Here is an 18,300-nt window from a genome sequence, read left to right as displayed (position 1 = left end):
GGAGTTGCGGTTTACACTGCAGCTTTTTCTGTGTTATAATAGTTTTGGTTTTACTATTTGCCCGTTTTATTATGCAACCTGTTTAAATTCAGTTTAATAATTATTTTTTTTATAATGATTTGTAAGGAGTTGTATTTGTTTACGACAATTTACATGTAAATATCCGTAAATTATGTATATTTAAAATGTAACACTACTTTATTACAGTGGGTTACAGAGCGCTTCTTCACAATTAATTTTAAAGTGAAGAACTAAAAATGAATTTATATTAAATTAGTCTTTCATATAAATTAAACGGGAAGGAGTTGTGGTTTTAAACTGCAGCTTTTTCTGTTTTATAATAGTTTGGTTGTTTAATCTTCTGCTTGATTAACAACCAAACCACAATACTAGCTAAAACAACGTAATCTTCTAAAAGTGAGTCTATTTAAGTGTTTTTTTAATTGCAAATCTACACTTTCTTACCATTCGTCTACAGTAACTTGCAACCTGTCTAAACTCACCTGAATATGTCTCTTTAATAACGCAAATTTGTAGTGTAATTAAGAAACAATATATTAAAAACATATAATAATGAAACTAGCAATCGTAACAGCATATCCACCAAGTAAGGTAACTTTAAATGAGTATGCTTACCATTTAGTAAAGCACTTTAGACAAAAAGAAAATGTTACTGAAATTGTTTTATTAACAGATAAAACAGAAGGAGCAAAAGATATTGCTTTTACAGAAGATGGTTGTAAGATTACAGTTAAAGAGTGCTGGGCTTTTAATAGTTACACAAATATTTTAAATGTAACTAAAGCTATAAGTAAAACTAAGCCAGATGCAGTATTATTCAACTTACAATTCATGAAGTTTGGAGATAAAAAAATAGCAGCAGCTTTAGGATTAATGTTACCATTGGTTTGTAAACTAAAAAAGATTCCTAATATCGTGTTATTGCATAATATATTAGAAGAAGTAGATTTAGGATCAGCAGGATTTACAAGTAGCAAAATCATGCAAAAAGTATATGGTTTTATTGGAACAAGCTTGACAAGGTTAATCTTACAGGCAGATACGGTTGCAGTAACAATGCAAAAATATGTTGACATTTTAGAGAAAAAATATAAAGCTAAAAATGTGACATTAATTCCGCACGGAACTTTTGAGATTTCTGAAGAAAAGCCAGAATACGATTTACCACAAGGTCCTTTACAAGTTATGACTTTTGGTAAATTTGGAACCTACAAAAAAGTAGAGGGTATGATTGAAGCGGTTGAGAAAGTAAGAGCGTCTACAGGATTAGATCTTGAAGTTGTAATTGCAGGAACAGACAACCCAAATGTGCCAGGTTATTTAGCAAAAGTCCAAGAAGATTATAAGCATGTGCCGCAAGTACGTTTTACGGGGTATGTTGAAGAATATGAAGTGCCAACCTTATTTAAAGAAAGTGCGGTAGTTGTATTTCCTTATACATCAACAACAGGAAGCTCTGGTGTTTTACATCAAGCAGGAAGTTATGGTAAAGCAGTAGTGATGCCGGATTTAGGAGATCTTGCTTTATTAGTAAAAGACGAAGGTTATAAAGGTGAATTTTTTGAGCCTACATCTGTAGATAGTTTAGCAACAGCAATTGAGGCTATTGTAACAAACGACGCTCACAGAATTGCTTTAGGGAAATCTAATTATCAAGCAGCAACAGCGTATCCAATGGAGAAAATTGCAGACATGTATTTAAATAAGTTTGATGCTATTATTGCTAAAAAGTCGCCAAGTAAAACAGCAAGAAAAACAAAAGAAAAAGCAGTGGTTTTAGAACCAACAACATTAGAATAACAGTAATATACGATACCTTTTTTGTCCCAAACAAATAATATATCAAGTGTCAGTTTATTGACATTATTATCAAAGACTCTCAAGTTAACCTACTTAATTTGAGAGTTTTAGTTTTTATAAGAATTACAAAAACAGTAGAAAAATAAGCAATTACTAGTTTGTAATATATTTAAACGACGCCTTTTTTACACCATTTTTATCGATAAACCCAAAACGTTTTTGGGTATTACGACGCCAAGGTCTGCTACCTACAACTGCTTTTGGTACATCAACAAAATCATATAAAGTCCAAGACATAAATTGCAACTTATTAGAAGCAATAATCTCTTGGATTTTTTTGTGATAATTAGCTTGGTCTTCTTCAGAGCTTCCAAATGGTTTCCAAAATCCGCTATAAGATGACATTCCAAATTCTTGCAATACTAATGGTTTGTTTGGTATTTGGTTTTGCATCGTTTTTATGGCAGCATCCAATTCGCTTAAGCCTTCATAATAATGAAACGAAACAATGTCTACCTTATCTTTTAAAATTGGTGCACTTTGGGTATTAGACCAACCAATAGTTACAGGATGTACCTTATCTATAGATTTTACTAAATCTATCATGTTGTCTAGCCAAGCAATAACCATATCTTTTCCTCTAGACTCAAAATCAAGGTTTGGTTCGTTTTTAATATCCCAAGCAATAATAGCGTTGTGGTCTTTAAAAGTAGAGACTATAGTTTCTGCGTGACGTTGATTTAAGGTCCAATTCATTACAGAATAATCACCATAAAAATCAAATAACGTTACTACTACTTTTAGGTTTTGTTCTTCCGCAGCATCTAAAGTTTGTTTTAATTTTTCTAGTTTTTTTGGATCTACATCAGCTTTTCCGAAGTCATCATATTGCACAAAAATTCTAACCGAATTTAAGCCAGCGTCTTTAATAACTTTAAAGTCGTTGGCAATTGTGTCTTTCGCGAAAGCGTCACCAAACATATTCCAAGGTGTTGCTTTTGGATAGTAATTAATCCCTTTAATAATTAAACTATCAGTTTCAATTTTTGCTATTTGTGGTGCGTAAGGTTTAGTATTTTCTTTAACTAAATGTCTAATACGCCAAAATCCATCTTCTAGCAAAAACACCATTTTGTAAGTTGAGGTTTCTGTCGTTTCTAGTACTAATTTTTCAGCTTTAAACACCCGTTTATATTCTACAACATTTCTATCTGTAATGACAGCAAGTTGCCCGTCTTCACTAAAAAACTCTAAAGTAGGTTTATGGTTTAATGTTGTGGCTTCAATGGTTGTGTTTTCAGCTTTGTTTAATGCTATAAATGCATATAGGTTTTTTCTAGCGCTATCTGTATAATAATCTTTTATACCAGCAGTTTTATTGCTTTTGTAAGCCACTTGTTTGACATACCAAGCATCTAAATAATCGTTTTGTAAGGCATTTAGATTTTCGTTATCCATTGGGCGACCTTCATTGTTTAAAGGTTCCCAAATTAATTTTGGAGCGTATTGTTCAACTTTTTGTATTTCGGTATGTAGCATCGTACTTCTGTCTGCTCCCGTATTTAAGTAACTAAAAAGCGCACTTATACCGGATATAATTAAGGCTACAATCATAATATATGAGATTATTAATATGGTACGTAGTATGTTTTTATTAAGACCTACCATAGTTTTTTGTTATTAAATGTTTTATTTATTCCAGCAGTTTCAACACTAAAACTATACGTGTCGTTTTGATAAACAGCCGGCTTTAAATTAAAAGTTACATACCCATTAAAAGATGTTTTTATAATGGTGTCAATAAGCACATTGTCTTTGTAAATTAAAAGTTTGACGTGTAAACCATCCGGAATCATTTGCTCCATAAAACTTTGTAAAGGACCAACTAAAATTTCACGATTTTTATTAGCAAAAGCAACATCAAAATCTTCAATAACACTTTGGTAACTTAGTGCAATTGTATCGCTTTCTGCCATACCATCAACATAGGCTTTAATGCTCCAGTTGTCTTTAAAATCAGGGTGAATAATTTTAGAGTGTGCAACTCCATTAATAGTCGTTCCTGTGGTTTTTAAAATATTTCCGTGGTCGTTGGTTATAAAAAAGGTAACAAATGTACCATCGCTAACCACATTGTCTTGCTTATCTTTAATTACAGAGGTATTAAAAGTGGTTACCTGATTTCCGTCGGCGTAGTTATGTGGTCGTTTTGCCGAAATTTTAAAATCTGTAGGAATTGCAGCCCATACATTAATGGTAAATTCTTTAGAATTAATTCCTAAACTTTCAGAAGAGACAAGCATCCGTCCGCTTTCTCGCTTAGAATTAATGTTTCTCCAGGCAATTAAATTATTAGTAAAGATGTCGTCGTTTTCTTCGGAAGCTAAAAACTGAAACCTAGCATTAACCTTTGTGTTTGTTGGTACAGGATTGTCTAAAGAATCTGTAGGTATAACTACCAACATGGTGTAGTCTGTTCCTCCGGCTTCAATACTTGGAGGTCCAATATAGGTTTCCATGGTTGCGACTTCTGCTTTTGGAATAATATTAAATTGACCGGCAGCAGATTTATTTTTGTCTAATACTATCCAGTTTACAACGCCAATTTTTTTGATTATGTTTTCCGGTATTATATATTGAAGCGTACCTTCTTCGGCTATAGCCGAAACTAAAGTTGATCCATAACTATTAGAACAATACAATAATGGTTTTTCGCCTTCTGAAGCAGTAAATTTTAAAACAATTGGCTTACCAACATTATAATCTGTTTGCGTCGTTACTAATTGAATAGGGTTAGTAGCGTCATTATGTTGCACAATAGCAAACGATGATAATAAAATCAAACCTAAAACAAATATGTATGTGCGTTTAAGTAGCATTAATTTGGGCTTCCTATGTATGTGTTAATTTCTATTTTAATATAACTAAAATCAGGATGATCAATTTTTTGTAATTGGGCATCGCTATGGTTTTCAATTCTGTTAGGGACGATTTTTCCAGCAATGGCATCGTTTGGTAAACCATTTACAAAAATGTTTTTCATGTCTGTATTAACTATTTTCACCTGACCATCTTGTAATATGTGGTATTCAAAATCTTGCTTACGTTGTTGTCTTACACCTTCTTTTACAAATAGGTGATCTACCCAAACCATGTCTTTGTTTTCGTCATAGTAAGTTACTAAAAGTTGAGGGATTGTAATCTCTTGGATACCGCTATTAAATAAGTTTCCGTTTATAATACTGTCTTTAATGCTAATGGCACTTAACACCACGTTTTTGTATAAGTCAGATCCCGAAACATTTCCTGCAACTTGTAAGTTAAATTTTGTTGGTTGTTCTTCAAATTCAATAGGTGTGAATTCGTCTGGATTAAACGTGTCCGGAATAGAATCTTGCGTTCTGGACCAAGCAATACCTTCAAAGTTAATACGGAAACTACTAGACTCTTTAGGCATTAGTTTATGCTTAACGTGGTACTTTGCATTATACGTTGCTAGTTGCTTGTTGTTATCGTTATAAAGTGTGCCTTTTAAAATAACATCTGCAGGGACATTATCTACGTTTTGGACTTCTCCAATTATAGCATAACTACCATCATACTGCACTAATTTAGCTGAAACAACTTCTAAAACAGGCTGTTTTAAAATGTCTTCATGGTGTGTTGCTTCTGTTGTAATGCGGCGTCTTCCTTGATTAAAATACTTGGTTGCATTATCAGAGTATAGTTGATCTGGAGGTAAATCGTTATTTAAATCGTCTGGTTGTAAATACCATTTCCCTTTACGCCTTGATAATGATTTATAGTCAATTTTTTCAATTTTCTCTAAAGGCGTAATCCATTGACTAGTCACTTTTGCAGAGACAGTACTGTCGTTACGTTTTGTAATTTCGGTTTCAATAGCATCCATTTTTGCATAGCTACTTAGTAAACCATCCGTTACCGATATCTCTAGCATATATTGTGCTATTGGTAAGTTGTTTTCAGGATCTATTAAGCTGTGCGCTTTTTCAAATTCTTTAAAATCTAAAGCATCGTAATATGCGATAATGGCATTTTCTGGACTGCGTTGCGAATCGTTTTTTAGATAGAATAAGTAGATGCCATAAAACACTGCTATGGCAAGAATTAATGACCAAACGTGGGTGATTCTTAAAACATTTCTATTAAACTTATTATAGGTAGTCGGAAACTTTAAAAAATCTGGAACTGGTTTAATACGTGTTTTTAAAGCATTAACCCAAAGCATTTGTATGTTTAAAATAAAGGCGATTAAAACAGTTAAAAACGGAATGATTCCCCACATTAATTTCACCCATTTGGCAACATCTTCTTTAGGTAAAATAGAAGATACTGGCGGAATGTTAAGGCGTTCCCAAACCATAATTCCATTTTCTAATTGTCGTAAACGTTGCCAGCCACAAAAGTAAAGGATGGGGTCGTAAAACTTATCGTTAGAAAATATGTACTTAAGATTGTATTTCTCTGGCGTTGTTAAAAATTGCTGTAGTGATCCAATTCCGGCAACACCTTTAAATTTTGAGTTTTCTAAACGCTCTATTGGTCGTGTGGTTAATTCTGGTAATCGTCTTGCAGAATGGTAGTTTCCATCAACAGTCATAGCATTAGTTTGCGCACTTAGCCACGCCATTTGGTCTCCAAAACCTAGTGTTAAAAAACGCCATTTATCATGATCATCTTGATTTAAGAAATTAACGATAGGTAACATCTTTATTTTCTGTGGTTGTGACGGTCTAAAATAATTTAAACTCATGGTAAATACAATCATAAATACCATAAGTCCAGCTAATATTCCGCCAATAATACGATGATAAATAGCGCCAAATTTAGACTGAATAAGTTCCTTTAAATCACCTTCAACAAAACGATACACAAATTCGCCCATTAAAGGAATAGATAATATGGACGCCCAAAGTGTAAACCTATCTAAGGTTAAAATATTAAAAGCAGTTTCGCCTAACATTTTTAAAGGTACAGGAGTGGTTCCTCCGGTACCTAATATGGTGCAAATGGTTATTGATAATCCAAAAAACAAGTAACGTTTGCTGTAATATCTATAAAAAATATAGGGTAATAATATTAGTAAAATTCCCCAAGGAATTAAAAAAAAGACTAAGCCAGAGGATGTGATTTCTAAGAAATTATCGCGAGAGCCATGCGGAATGGGTACCTGAGTAATTGGATTGGCTTTGGAGTTTAGCCAATATGGAAAAATACAACCTACAATTAAGACTAATGAAAGCATCCCGAAACTTACAATACGCTTAAACAGTTTAAAAAAACTGTTTAGAAATAGCTTGAAAGTCACTTCTTTCATGGTGTCGACTTGCTCGCGCGAAACATCCATAATTACCATTCCTATTAAAGGAAAGATAAAAAAGATCATTCCAAAAATGGGCGTCACATGGTGTGAAGTTACCGTGACTGCTATTAGTGATAAGGAGGTTGCTAAATACCATTTCTTACCGGTTTTTAACCATAAATATATCTCAGGAAGGGAATGCATTAAAACCGAAACTCCAACGATACTAGGTAACTGTCCAAAAATATGAAGCGTTTCTACAAACGACGAGCTAAATACAGCCAATACACACGCATAACCTGCAACGGTTTTATTAGCCGTCATCATTAGAGAGAAACGATACGTACCAGTAACAAATAGTACAATTGCAATTAAGGCAACACTAAACATTCCAAACTTTAAGCCACCAATCATGGACAGTAGTCCAATGGTTTGATGCACTAAAGGCGGATAACTTTGTACCGTAAAACCAGTGTACCACTCGTAGTTCCAAGGTTCAAACCAACTGTTTGCATAATGATCTGCAAAAAACAGGTGTATTAACGCGTCATAAGTAGTTTCCAAAGTAAAAAATATGGCACTACCATGAAACGCCAATGCTAAAAGAATGGCGGTGATTAAAAATTTGTTTGAGGTTTCCTTCATATAAAGCCTAAGCTGTAATAATATGGTAAAGATAAATAAATATAATAGTGGTTTGATTTTTAATTATCTACAGCAATCTACCATTCGTCGACACTTAACTATAGGTTAAACTAAATAACAATTTCAAGGCTGCTTTCTCCTGTACATTTGTACCATCAACAACACTTAAACACACTTATTATGAAAGTTTTAGCAATAGACGACCAACAATTAGTATTACTGCCTTTACAAAAAAGATTAGTAGAGTTAGGATACGAAGTAAAAATAGAAACAGACGCCAACAAAGGTTTAGAGATATTTGAGTCTTTTAGTCCGGATTTAGTAATTGTGGACATAAACATGCCAGGCGTATCTGGATTGGAAGTGGTAAAATATATTAGAATTACAAAAAACTCTCAAACGCCAATCATGGTTTTATCGGGAGATACCAAAGACGAAACAATAACAGAAGGTTTTGAATTAGGTATTAACGATTACATGAAAAAGCCATTAAGCTTAAACGAAATTAGTGCACGTGTAAAACGATTAATTGGTGCTCCAGAAGTACAAAACACAGTGACTAAAAGTAATGTAATGATACAAGAGCGTTGTGTAGGTGTTGTCATCCCTTGTTATAATGAAGAAGAGCGTTTATTAAGTGAAGAATTTATTACTTATATAGATAAAAACTCTGGTTACCATTTGTGTTTTGTAAATGATGGAAGTAAGGATAAAACATTAGAAGTTTTAAAAGAATTGCAAAAAGGAAGAGAAGATTTTATTACAGTTTATGATTGTGAGAAAAACGGAGGAAAAGCAGAAGCTGTTCGTTTAGGAATGTTACACATGGCTGAAAAAGAAGATTTAGATTACATCGGGTTTTTAGATGCAGATTTATCTACAGACTTAGCAGATTTTGATGATTTAGTTAAAACTATCGAAACTACAGAATTTAAAATTGTAAGTGGATCACGTATCTCTAGAATGGGAGCAAATATTACAAAGGAATCTGCAAGAAAAATAATCAGTTTAACAATTAACTTTATTATCAGAAAGATTTTAAAAATGGACTTTAAAGACACGCAATGTGGCGCTAAAATTTTCCATAAAGATGTTATTGATATCGCTTTTGGTGAAAAGTTTGTAACACAGTGGATTTTTGATGTAGAAATTTTTAAAAGAATGAGTATCCATTTTGGATTAAAAGAAGCAAAAACAATGCTTTGTGAGCAGCCATTAAAAAGATGGATTCATGCAGATGGTTCTAAGTTATCAATGAAAGATTCAATAAAAATTGTTGGACAACTTGGACAAATTGCTTGGGTGTACAGATCAAAAAAGAAACACACAAAAGCAACCTCAAAAGACCTAAAAGTAGCCTAATTACCAACTTTCTAAATCCCCAAATCATGAAAACAGGTATCATAATAATTTTTCATAATAACGAAAAACATATAGACACAGACATTTTTGTAAAACAACTTCGTCAGTCAAATAACATCCAGTTTTGCTTAGTTAATAATGCAAGTAAAGACAATACAATGCATGCTTTACAAGAAATAAAAGACGCTGGATTACCAAATGTATCTGTAGTAGATATAAGAAAATTTAAGTCAGACGTTTCGGCAGTAAGAGCAGGAGCAAGATTTATGTTTAGTCAATTTAACCTAAAGCATTTAGGATACATTTCAACTAATTTGCTAAATATTAAATACCAAGGATTAAATGGTTTAGTAAGAGCAATCAGCGAAAACCATGAAGTAATAGTCGATTATAATGTCGAAAATTTAAAAGAACGTGGTATTAAATTAACACTATTTCAAAGTCTATTTTCAGTAGTCGAGTATTTGAAAAAGCTAAATGTCAAGAATAAATTTGTTAACCGTCAGTATTTAAGTAAACTATAAACCGCTAATTATGAAAGTATATCCAATTAAATTCAATCCAATATTAAAAGAGAAAATCTGGGGAGGAAACAAACTAGGAAACCTTTTAGGAAAAGATACTGACAAAGATAATGTTGGCGAAAGCTGGGAGATCTCTGATGTAAACGGAAATGTATCTGTAGTTAGTAATGGTGTTTATAAAGGTGCTAATTTAAAAGCGCTAATTGCAACTCACGAAGCAGCACTTTTAGGATCAGATAATTTTGCTCATTTTGGATATAACTTCCCATTATTAATTAAGTTTTTAGATGCAAAAACAGATTTGTCTGTACAAGTACATCCAGATAATAAAATGGCTAAAAAACATCATAATAGTTTTGGTAAAACAGAGATGTGGTACATAATGGATAGTGATGAAAATGCAGATATTGTTTTAGGTTTAAAAGATAAAACGGTAAATCCAGAAGTATTAAATCATATTAATGCAGATAATGTAGATGCTGTTTTTAACAGAGAACAAGTTAAAAAAGGCGATAGCTTTTTTATTCCAGCAGGAAAAATACATGCTATTGGAGCGGGTGTTTTAGCAGCCGAGATACAGCAGACTTCAGATGTTACTTATCGTGTTTATGATTGGGATAGAACAGATGATTCTGGTCAAAAAAGAGAATTACATACAAAGTTAGCAGAACAAGCGACAAAGCAATTTGACTCTAATGGTAAAGCAGATTACGCTTTACAACCTAACACTAGTGCAAGTTTAGTTAATTGCGAATATTTTACAACTAACATTTTGGATATTACAAACCATCAAGTTAAAGACTACTCAAACATCGATTCTTTTATTATTTTTATGTGTGTAGAAGGTCAAGTAGATATAACAGCAGGTTTACATACTGAAACCGTAAAAATGGGAGAAACTATTTTAATCCCAGCAAATGCAAAAGAAGTTGCATTTAACTCAGACAACGCAAAATTATTAGAAGTATTTGTAAGTAGTGACTCAACACAAAACTTACAACAAGCATCTTAGTCCTTATTTTAGTGCCAAAACACAAAGCATTTACTATATTTGTTGGCATCAAAAAAAACTTATCATGAGCGTACTTCAAATGTTAGAAGAAAGAAGTAATACAACTTGCGAGTTGTGTACTTCTCCAACAGATACTAGACAATATAATATTCCGCCATCATTAACAGAAACTGTAGATACTTGCGTATTAGTTTGCGGTACCTGTTATGATCAAATCGAAAAAAACACAGAAATGGATGTTAACCATTGGAGATGTTTAAACGATAGTATGTGGTCAGAGCACGTTGCTGTTCAGATTATGGCTTGGAGAATGTTACAACGATTAAGAGGTGAAGGTTGGCCAAAAGATTTGTTAGACATGATGTACTTGGATGAAGATAATTTAGCAATAGCTAGATTAACGGATGAGCATAAAGACGAAGCTGATAAAATTATCCATAGAGATGTTAATGGTGTGATTTTAGAAACAGGAGATAGTGTTGTTTTAGTTAAAGATCTTAAAATTAAAGGATCTAGTCAAGTTGCTAAACAAGGGACTGCAGTTAGAAATATTAGATTAGATCGTGAAAACGCAACTTATATTGAAGGTAAAGTAGGACCAACACTTACCGTTATTATTACAGAATACGTTAAGAAACTATAATCTTAATGACAAGATATAAAAAAGGCTTCAATTAATAATTGAAGCCTTTTTTGTTACAATGCTTTTTCTTGTTGTTTGTAAAATGCATCTGCTTGAAGTTGCATTAATGCACGTGCTTTTTTACGTTTGTATTGATACAGTTCATCTTCTTCTGATAAATCCGAATAAATTTTATCATTTATTTTAAAGTCAGCTTTTACAGATAGTTTTCTTTCTTGAACACGTTGCTCAACAACCGTTTTGATAGCTGTTTCTTGATCTTCTAGTTTAAAATCATATTCTCCCTTGGGTGATAATAGTTTTGCTATTATAGGCGAGGTTTCAATAGCTAAAAATAATAAGAATATAAAAAAAGAAGGCAACCAGGGTAGCGTGTTTAAGGCATTGATCCTGGCCATTAAACCGTCAAAGCCATCAATAATAGGTTGTGTGTTGGCTACTTGTAAGTTGTAATTTGTTTTAAGCTCAAGCAGTTCCAGTTCAATAGCTGTAATTTTATCCTTAGTCTCTGTTTTTAATAGTTGTAAGTCTGCTAACGCGGTATCGTGCTTGTCTCGTTTTTCTTTATAGACAGGTCCTTTTCCTAGTTTATTAGTTCCAGAAGTACCTTCCGCTTCTGTAATATAGGTGTTGTAAAGCGTATTTACTTCAGCTTCTTTTGTGTCAATATTAGTCTGTAAAGTTTTGATTTTTTGTTTTAACTCGGTTTCTTTTGGTGAAAACTGTAAAGCAATATCGTCTTGATTTTGAAGCGTCATTGCATTTTTCTCTGTTAATAAGACTTGATTGATTTCTTTTTGAAAAATTTTAAGTTCTAAAGGTTTTGATATTACGATAGCAATAATTAAGGCTAAAATTAATCTAGGTGTTGCTTGAAGCAACTGATTAAAAAAGGAACCTCTTTTTTTGATGGTTGACACTATAAAACGGTCTAAATTAAAAATTAAAAGCCCCCAAACTAAACCAAATCCAATAGAGATATATGCATTATCAAAAACGGTGTAAAGGGCATAGCTAGAAGCTATAAAAGCCATTACTGCTGTAAAAAAGACGGTAGCGCCTATTCCTGCGTATTTATTTTGTTCGCCATTAGAGGACGTTTTCAGAATATCGGTATCTGCTCCAGAACAGATTATAAAAAAGTGTTTAAACATGATGTGATTGATTTTGATTGATGATCCTTAGATAAGCTCAGGACTGATTATCTATTAGAACGCTAAATGTCTGGTTTTGTTACAGTTTTGAGCTAAAAAAACCTCAAGAATGTTGAGGTTTTTTTGTTTTTACGTAGTTTGTATTTATTTAAACCTGTATTTTTAAATTGAACTTAATTTATTAATAGCCTTTTTTGATTTACTAATCATAGTATTAAGTTGTGATGTCTTATCTGAAATTGTAAAGTTAAAATTGTCTATTTCAGAATTTTTGAAATTCACTTTATGGTCAAGACTAAAACTCAATGTAATTATTTCTTCAGGATTATTTGATTCAAAAATAATGGGTAATGCTTTCCAGTCAAATGCTTTTAATTCATTTAATGTATCTGCATTTATTGTAAGATGTGTAGTCTTAGTTTCAATATTAGATGCCATTTGATCTATTTTTGGTTCAATTACTTTACCATTAATAGTGCGTATTGGCTTTTCCGAAATATGCACTGTAGCAACTCCATTGTTGGTGTTTGAAGAGATATTTAGTTTGAGATTTTTCTTGACTAAATTTATTGCTCTATCAGATGTTATAACCTTTCCATTATAATAAAAAGCAGCGCCTTTTTTTGCCATTTTGATAACGTGGTCTAAAGTACTTATTGGAGGTGGAGTAGGAATTCTTGATACCTTTCCGTTTACAATTTTATTCTCTTTATTGTATTTTTCTATAACCTTTTCTTGTTTTGCTTTCTCTTCAGGAGTCGCATTTGGATTTGCAGGTGGCGGTGGCGGCGGTGGCGGAATACTAGAGGCTTCTCCTTTTTTTACTTTAGGTGATTCTGAATAGTTTTCATCATCAATGTCTACTAATTGTATTCTTATAGATTTATATTTCTTAGACTTAGAAGCGATGTCAAAAAGCATGATAAAGTCTCCTTTTTTAATTCTTGAGATATATTGTCTAGTTTCATTACTAGGCATGTTACCTTCGTTAAATAATGTTTTGATACCTGGAATTTTCAACTTAAAATTAGTTATATCTTCTTGGTTAGTTGTAGTTAAAATTAATTCGGATATTCCTTTTTTTGATAAGTTAAGTGTACAACCATCACATTCTATTCCGTTTACTAATAGTTTTGTGTCTTCTAAGAAAGTTGCAGAATGAGTATATTTTGAAATTTGTTTTTTATTATTACTTAAAACTTTTTGGTTATAGTAGATAAATATTTCTGAATCTTTACTTAAAGGTTTAATTGTATCCTCCCAAGTTTTGTTAAAGCCTTTTTCTGTGTATAAATTTACCTGGTAATAGTGATTACCATAGTTTAAAGCATTTTTAGCCAATTTACTTTCAAAATAATGAACAAAACTTGATGTTGATAATGATGATATTTTATTATTGTCGATTTTTTTTCCGTCTAGCCAAATACCATATTTTTTACTGTCCAACCAATTGTTTAACTGCTGTTTTGTTGGATTAATCTTTATTGGTTTAGATGGAGGAGGTGGTAATAGTTTTTTTTCTATTTCAGATAAGTCAACATATTTTTTAGTTGCAATTATATTCTTGTTTTTATCTCTAAATATTATTGTTACATTTTTATAATACTTGTCTTTATTATTCTTTCTATAATTGATTTCAGAATCCACCTTGTCAGATGCATTTTCGAATTTTCGGACTATAGTAGTATTAGTTTCTTTTTCAACTTCTATTGTATCACTGAAGCTGTAAATTAAAAGGCCTAGTAAAGGAAGCATAAGTAAACTGCGTAACCAGACGATTGATTTTGGTGTTTGTGTTTTCATAAGTGTAAAACGTTTTTTGATTGATGAATAATTGATTGCATTAGCTAATACTAAGTCTTGTTGATTGGATGAGAATTGTAACAAGATGTTTTGGTAGTTTTTTGTGTCAACGCCATGGTTTAAGACAGCTTGATCGGCTAAAAATTCATGATTAAGTTTGGCTTCTTTTTTAAGCCAATATACTAATGGGTTAAACCAAAACATGACTTGAAGTAACTCTATAATTATGATGTCTATACTGTGTTTTTGTTTGGCGTGCGTTTGTTCGTGTAGTAAGACTTCAGTAGGAATTTGTTTGTTTTCAAACTTGTTTTTATTTAAAAAGATATAATTAAAAAACGTATGCGGAATTTCTAATTGCTCCATTAAAACATTGATAAAAGAGCTGCTTTTAACTTTAGTGTGTTTTCTGATTTTTGAAACTATTTTATATAGATTAACGCAAAATCTAATAAAGAATAAACCTACTCCTAAAGCATAAATACTCCATAAAATGATGGATAAGTAGTTGGTTTCTTCTACTATTTTAAAATTTGTGTCTAATGGTATTGTTGTGGAAGTATCAAAAATAAATGATGACTTGTCAAAAGCAGGCTGGACATATGTTATAAACGTTATAAAAGGTATTATTGCAGCAATTGCAACAGCAACCAATAAATAAACTCTTTTAAATTTATGAATGCTTAATGGTTCTAACGCTATTTTGTAAAACAATAGCAAAGCTAAAAGGCAAACACTGGATTTTAACAGTAATAGTTCCATGATTACTTGTTTTTAATTTCGTTGTCAATTATTGCTCTTAACTCCTCTAATTCATTTTTACTTAAATCGGTTTCTTTGGTAAAAAAAGAGGCGAATTGAGAACTGCTATCGTTAAAAAAGTTTTTAATTAAGCCATTAACATGCTTAGAAAAATAGTCTTTTTTCTTAACCATTGGTTGGTATTGTCTTGAGTTGCCAAACTTGGTGTATGTCACAAAACCTTTATCCGTCATACGTTTTAATAACGTTGCAACGGTTGTGTTAGCAGGTTTTGGCTCTGGATAGGCTTCTAATAAATCTTTCATGAAAGCTTTTTCTAGTTTCCATAGATGGTTCATTAATTCTTCTTCCGTTTTTGATAATTGCATGTCTACAAGTTTAGATTAACTTCTACAAATGTAGAACAAAAAAATGATTCTACAAATGTAGAGGTGTTTTTTTTGTTTTTAATTATAAAAGAAAGTAGAGTTTTTGTTTCATTCCTAATCAGTTACGACTGAATTATAACATATTTGTTATCATCCACTCCACGTCATCCTGAACTAGTTTCAGGATCTCCTCCCAAACGGAAATAACTATGTTATCACAAAAAAGGCACGCCTAAATAAAGATTTTTTATTAAGTTGTTTTTTTATGAAAAGAGTAGATTATTTACTACTTCCTAGAGCGTAAACTCTCAATAACAACTGTAGATAGGATTAGCATTCCACCAAAAAAAGTGTTCCAAGTAGGGATTTCGTTTAAAAAGAAAAAGGCAATTATAATTCCGAATATTGGTTGTGTGCTACCAATAATACTGGCTGTACTGACTTTAAAATGGTTTAAACTTTGAATAAATAATGTGTGTCCAATTGCTGTGGTTACTAATGCTAGAATAATAACATACGGAAACTGTGTGCTTATATTAGAAGTGTCGTATAAAAATAAGGCAGGTAATAAAATGATGCTTATTATTAATAATTGAAAAAACATTAGACTGCTACCATGGTAGGAGGTTACGTATTGTTTAAGTATTAAAATACGCATAGCATAACAGAAGGCAGAAAATAGTCCAAATAGAATCCCTTTTACGGCGTCATTTTGAAAGTCTAATTCTGGAGAGAGAATGTAAATCCCTAAAAGTACCAAAGCGCCTAATAAAAGGTGCATATAATCAAATTTTGTTTTAGAAAATAAGGGTTCTAAAAAGGCTGTCATTATAGGAAATGTAAATAAGGCTAGCATACCAATAGCAACGCTTGATAGTTGTAGCGCTATAAAGTAAGTAATCCAGTGCGAAGCCATAAATAAGGCACTTAATACAAAAGCACCTAAGTCTCTTTTAGAGTTTATTTTTAGGGTAATGTTTTTGTATTTACAATATCCTAATAGTAGAAACAAAGCTAAAAAACTACGCCACCAAATGGTTATAGGAGCAGGCATGCTTATATAGCGACCTAAACTACCTGATGTACTAATTAGTAGTGTGGCAAAGGTTAGTGCTAATACGTGCTTTAAATGTTGGTCTTTCACTTTGATTGGTTGTGTAAGCGGTAGTAATGGCATCCTTTATTTTGCTGCCATATATGGCAAAATAAAGATATAATGGATGACGCGACCACCTTTTGCCTACTAAAAGCAAAAGGTGGTGACACCCTAATTTTATTTATACATTTCTGTAAAGTACTTATAGAAATACGGAATAGTTTCAATTCCTTTTAAGTAATTCCATACTCCAAAATGTTCGTTTGGACTGTGGATTGCGTCGCTATCTAAACCAAAGCCCATTAAAATGGTTTTACTTTTTAATTCTTGCTCAAATAAAGCTACAATTGGAATACTTCCTCCACTACGTTGTGGTATTGGTGTTTTTCCAAAGGTTTCTTGATAGGCTTTACTTGCTGCTTGGTAACCAATACTGTCTATTGGTGTTACGTAACCTTGTCCACCATGATGAGGTGTTACTTTTACTTTAACGCCTTTTGGTGCAATGCTTTCAAAATGGTTTTTGAATAAGTCTGTGATGTTTTCCCAATCTTGGTTTGGGACTAAACGCATCGATATTTTTGTAAATGCTTGACTTGCTATTACTGTTTTTGCGCCTTCTCCAGTATAACCACCCCAAATACCGTTAACGTCTAAGGTTGGTCTAATACTGTTACGCTCGTTGGTTGTATAACCTTCTTCTCCGTATACAGCATCAATATCTAAAGCTGCTTTGTATTTGTCTAATGAAAACGGAGCTTTTGCCATTTGTGCACGCTCGTCTAAAGATAATTCTTCTACGTTGTCATAAAATCCAGGAATGGTAATATGATTATTGTCATCATGTAATGATGCAATCATTTTAGTTAAAACGTTTATTGGATTTGCTACTGCACCACCATATAATCCTGAGTGTAAATCGCGATTTGGTCCTGTAACTTCTACCTCAACATAACTTAAACCACGTAATCCTGTTGTAATGGATGGTGTGTCTTGTGCGATCATACCAGTATCACTAATTAAGATTACATCGTTTGACAGCTTGTCTTGGTTTTGTTTTACAAATTTAGCAAGGTTAACACTTCCAACTTCCTCTTCACCTTCTATCATAAACTTGACGTTACAAGGTAAAGTGTTGTTTTTAGTCATAAACTCCATTGCTTTAACGTGCATGTACATTTGCCCTTTGTCGTCACAAGCACCACGTGCAAAAATAGCGCCCTCTGGATGTAAATCTGTTGTTTTGATAACAGGCTCAAAAGGAGGAGAGGTCCATAAATTTAATGGATCTGGCGGTTGTACGTCATAATGACCATAAACTAAAACGGTTGGTAAGTCTTTATCAATTATTTTATGAGCGTAAATAATTGGATATCCTTCTGTTTCGCAAATTTCAACAACATCACAACCAGCGTCTTTTAAGCTTTTTGCCACAACGTCTGCGGTGTTAATGGTATGTTCTTTATAAGCAGAATCCGCACTGATTGACGGAATCTTAAGTAATTCTATTAATTCGTCAAGAAAACGTTGCTTGTTTTCTTGGACGTAAGACTTTATATTTTTCATGAAAATAGATTGAATTTATGTAAAAATACAAAAAGGATAATAATTTCTTTTAAGGTTGTTATGAATATTCAAACTATTGTTTATATTTGCAATCCGAAATTACGGGTATAAGTCGCAGGCGTGGTGGAATTGGTAGACACGCTAGACTTAGGATCTAGTGCCGCGAGGTGTGGGAGTTCGAGTCTCCCCGCCTGTACAAAGTAAAAAAGCTTCTCTTGTTA

At 32.4% G+C, this 18,300-nt stretch carries 13 protein-coding genes and 1 tRNA gene; 6 read left to right on the top strand and 8 right to left on the bottom strand.

Annotated elements, in window-relative coordinates; genetic code table 11:
- The first annotated feature begins 573 nt into the window (after nt 1-573).
- The gene (locus CXF54_RS00405; protein ID WP_101202000.1) at nt 574-1,821 is read left to right on the top strand and encodes a glycosyltransferase; all 1,248 of its coding nucleotides are present in this window, start codon (nt 574-576) and stop codon (nt 1,819-1,821) included.
- 153 nt (nt 1,822-1,974) lie between these two features.
- Here the strand turns inward: CXF54_RS00405 and CXF54_RS00400 are convergent, their stop codons facing one another.
- The 3 genes from CXF54_RS00400 to CXF54_RS00390 are packed head-to-tail and all read right to left on the bottom strand — an operon-like array spanning nt 1,975 to nt 7,789.
- Nucleotides 1,975-3,489, bottom strand: a complete 1,515-nt coding sequence (locus CXF54_RS00400) for a glycoside hydrolase family 2 TIM barrel-domain containing protein (protein WP_101201999.1) — start codon at nt 3,487-3,489, stop codon at nt 1,975-1,977.
- Nucleotides 3,483-4,700, bottom strand: coding sequence for a hypothetical protein (locus tag CXF54_RS00395; protein ID WP_101201998.1), 1,218 nt, complete (start codon nt 4,698-4,700; stop codon nt 3,483-3,485). Before CXF54_RS00395 ends, CXF54_RS00400 begins: the two co-directional genes overlap by 7 nt.
- Nucleotides 4,700-7,789: a hypothetical protein gene (locus tag CXF54_RS00390; protein ID WP_101201997.1), complete on the bottom strand. Its 3,090-nt coding sequence runs from the start codon at nt 7,787-7,789 to the stop codon at nt 4,700-4,702. The genes CXF54_RS00395 and CXF54_RS00390 overlap by 1 nt, the downstream gene beginning before the upstream one ends.
- 180 nt (nt 7,790-7,969) lie before the next feature.
- Between CXF54_RS00390 and CXF54_RS00385 the strand changes: the two genes are divergently transcribed.
- The 4 genes from CXF54_RS00385 (at nt 7,970) to CXF54_RS00370 (ending at nt 11,330) form a co-directional block, all read left to right on the top strand.
- Nucleotides 7,970-9,151 carry a response regulator gene (locus tag CXF54_RS00385; RefSeq protein WP_101201996.1) on the top strand — a complete coding sequence of 394 codons (1,182 nt, stop codon included), beginning with the start codon at nt 7,970-7,972 and terminating at the stop codon, nt 9,149-9,151.
- 26 nt (nt 9,152-9,177) lie between these two features.
- A complete protein-coding gene (locus tag CXF54_RS00380; RefSeq protein WP_090836493.1) occupies nt 9,178-9,675 on the top strand; it encodes a family 2 glycosyl transferase in 498 nt (165 codons plus the stop codon).
- Nucleotides 9,676-9,685: 10 nt separating this feature from the next.
- On the top strand, nt 9,686-10,687 hold the full coding sequence (locus CXF54_RS00375) for a type I phosphomannose isomerase catalytic subunit (protein ID WP_101201995.1): 1,002 nt from the start codon (nt 9,686-9,688) through the stop codon (nt 10,685-10,687).
- 64 nt (nt 10,688-10,751) lie between these two features.
- Nucleotides 10,752-11,330: a PhnA domain-containing protein gene (locus CXF54_RS00370; protein ID WP_090836489.1), complete on the top strand. Its 579-nt coding sequence runs from the start codon at nt 10,752-10,754 to the stop codon at nt 11,328-11,330.
- A 53-nt stretch (nt 11,331-11,383) separates the two neighbouring features.
- Here CXF54_RS00370 and CXF54_RS00365 read toward each other — a convergent pair whose 3' ends face one another.
- The 5 genes from CXF54_RS00365 to CXF54_RS00345 all read right to left on the bottom strand — a co-directional run bounded on the left by CXF54_RS00365 (nt 11,384) and on the right by CXF54_RS00345 (nt 18,079).
- Nucleotides 11,384-12,484, bottom strand: a complete 1,101-nt coding sequence (locus CXF54_RS00365; RefSeq protein ID WP_090836487.1) for a DUF4407 domain-containing protein — start codon at nt 12,482-12,484, stop codon at nt 11,384-11,386.
- Nucleotides 12,485-12,646: 162 nt separating this feature from the next.
- Complete coding sequence (locus CXF54_RS00360; RefSeq protein ID WP_101201994.1) at nt 12,647-15,049, bottom strand: M56 family metallopeptidase; 2,403 nt, start codon at nt 15,047-15,049, stop codon at nt 12,647-12,649.
- Nucleotides 15,050-15,051: 2 nt separating this feature from the next.
- A complete protein-coding gene (locus CXF54_RS00355) occupies nt 15,052-15,417 on the bottom strand; it encodes a BlaI/MecI/CopY family transcriptional regulator (protein ID WP_090836483.1) in 366 nt (121 codons plus the stop codon).
- A 286-nt stretch (nt 15,418-15,703) separates the two neighbouring features.
- A complete protein-coding gene (locus tag CXF54_RS00350) occupies nt 15,704-16,561 on the bottom strand; it encodes a DMT family transporter (RefSeq protein ID WP_232782535.1) in 858 nt (285 codons plus the stop codon).
- A 129-nt stretch (nt 16,562-16,690) separates the two neighbouring features.
- Complete coding sequence (locus CXF54_RS00345; RefSeq protein WP_101201992.1) at nt 16,691-18,079, bottom strand: dipeptidase; 1,389 nt, start codon at nt 18,077-18,079, stop codon at nt 16,691-16,693.
- Between the two features lie 114 nt (nt 18,080-18,193).
- Between CXF54_RS00345 and CXF54_RS00340 the strand changes: the two genes are divergently transcribed.
- Nucleotides 18,194-18,275 (top strand) — tRNA-Leu (locus tag CXF54_RS00340).
- Nucleotides 18,276-18,300: the final 25 nt, after the last annotated feature.

This window comes from Olleya sp. 1-3 (assembly GCF_002836085.1).
In the GTDB taxonomy this organism is placed as follows: domain Bacteria; phylum Bacteroidota; class Bacteroidia; order Flavobacteriales; family Flavobacteriaceae; genus Olleya; species Olleya namhaensis.
This window is presented reverse-complemented; position numbering and strand designations above follow the sequence as displayed.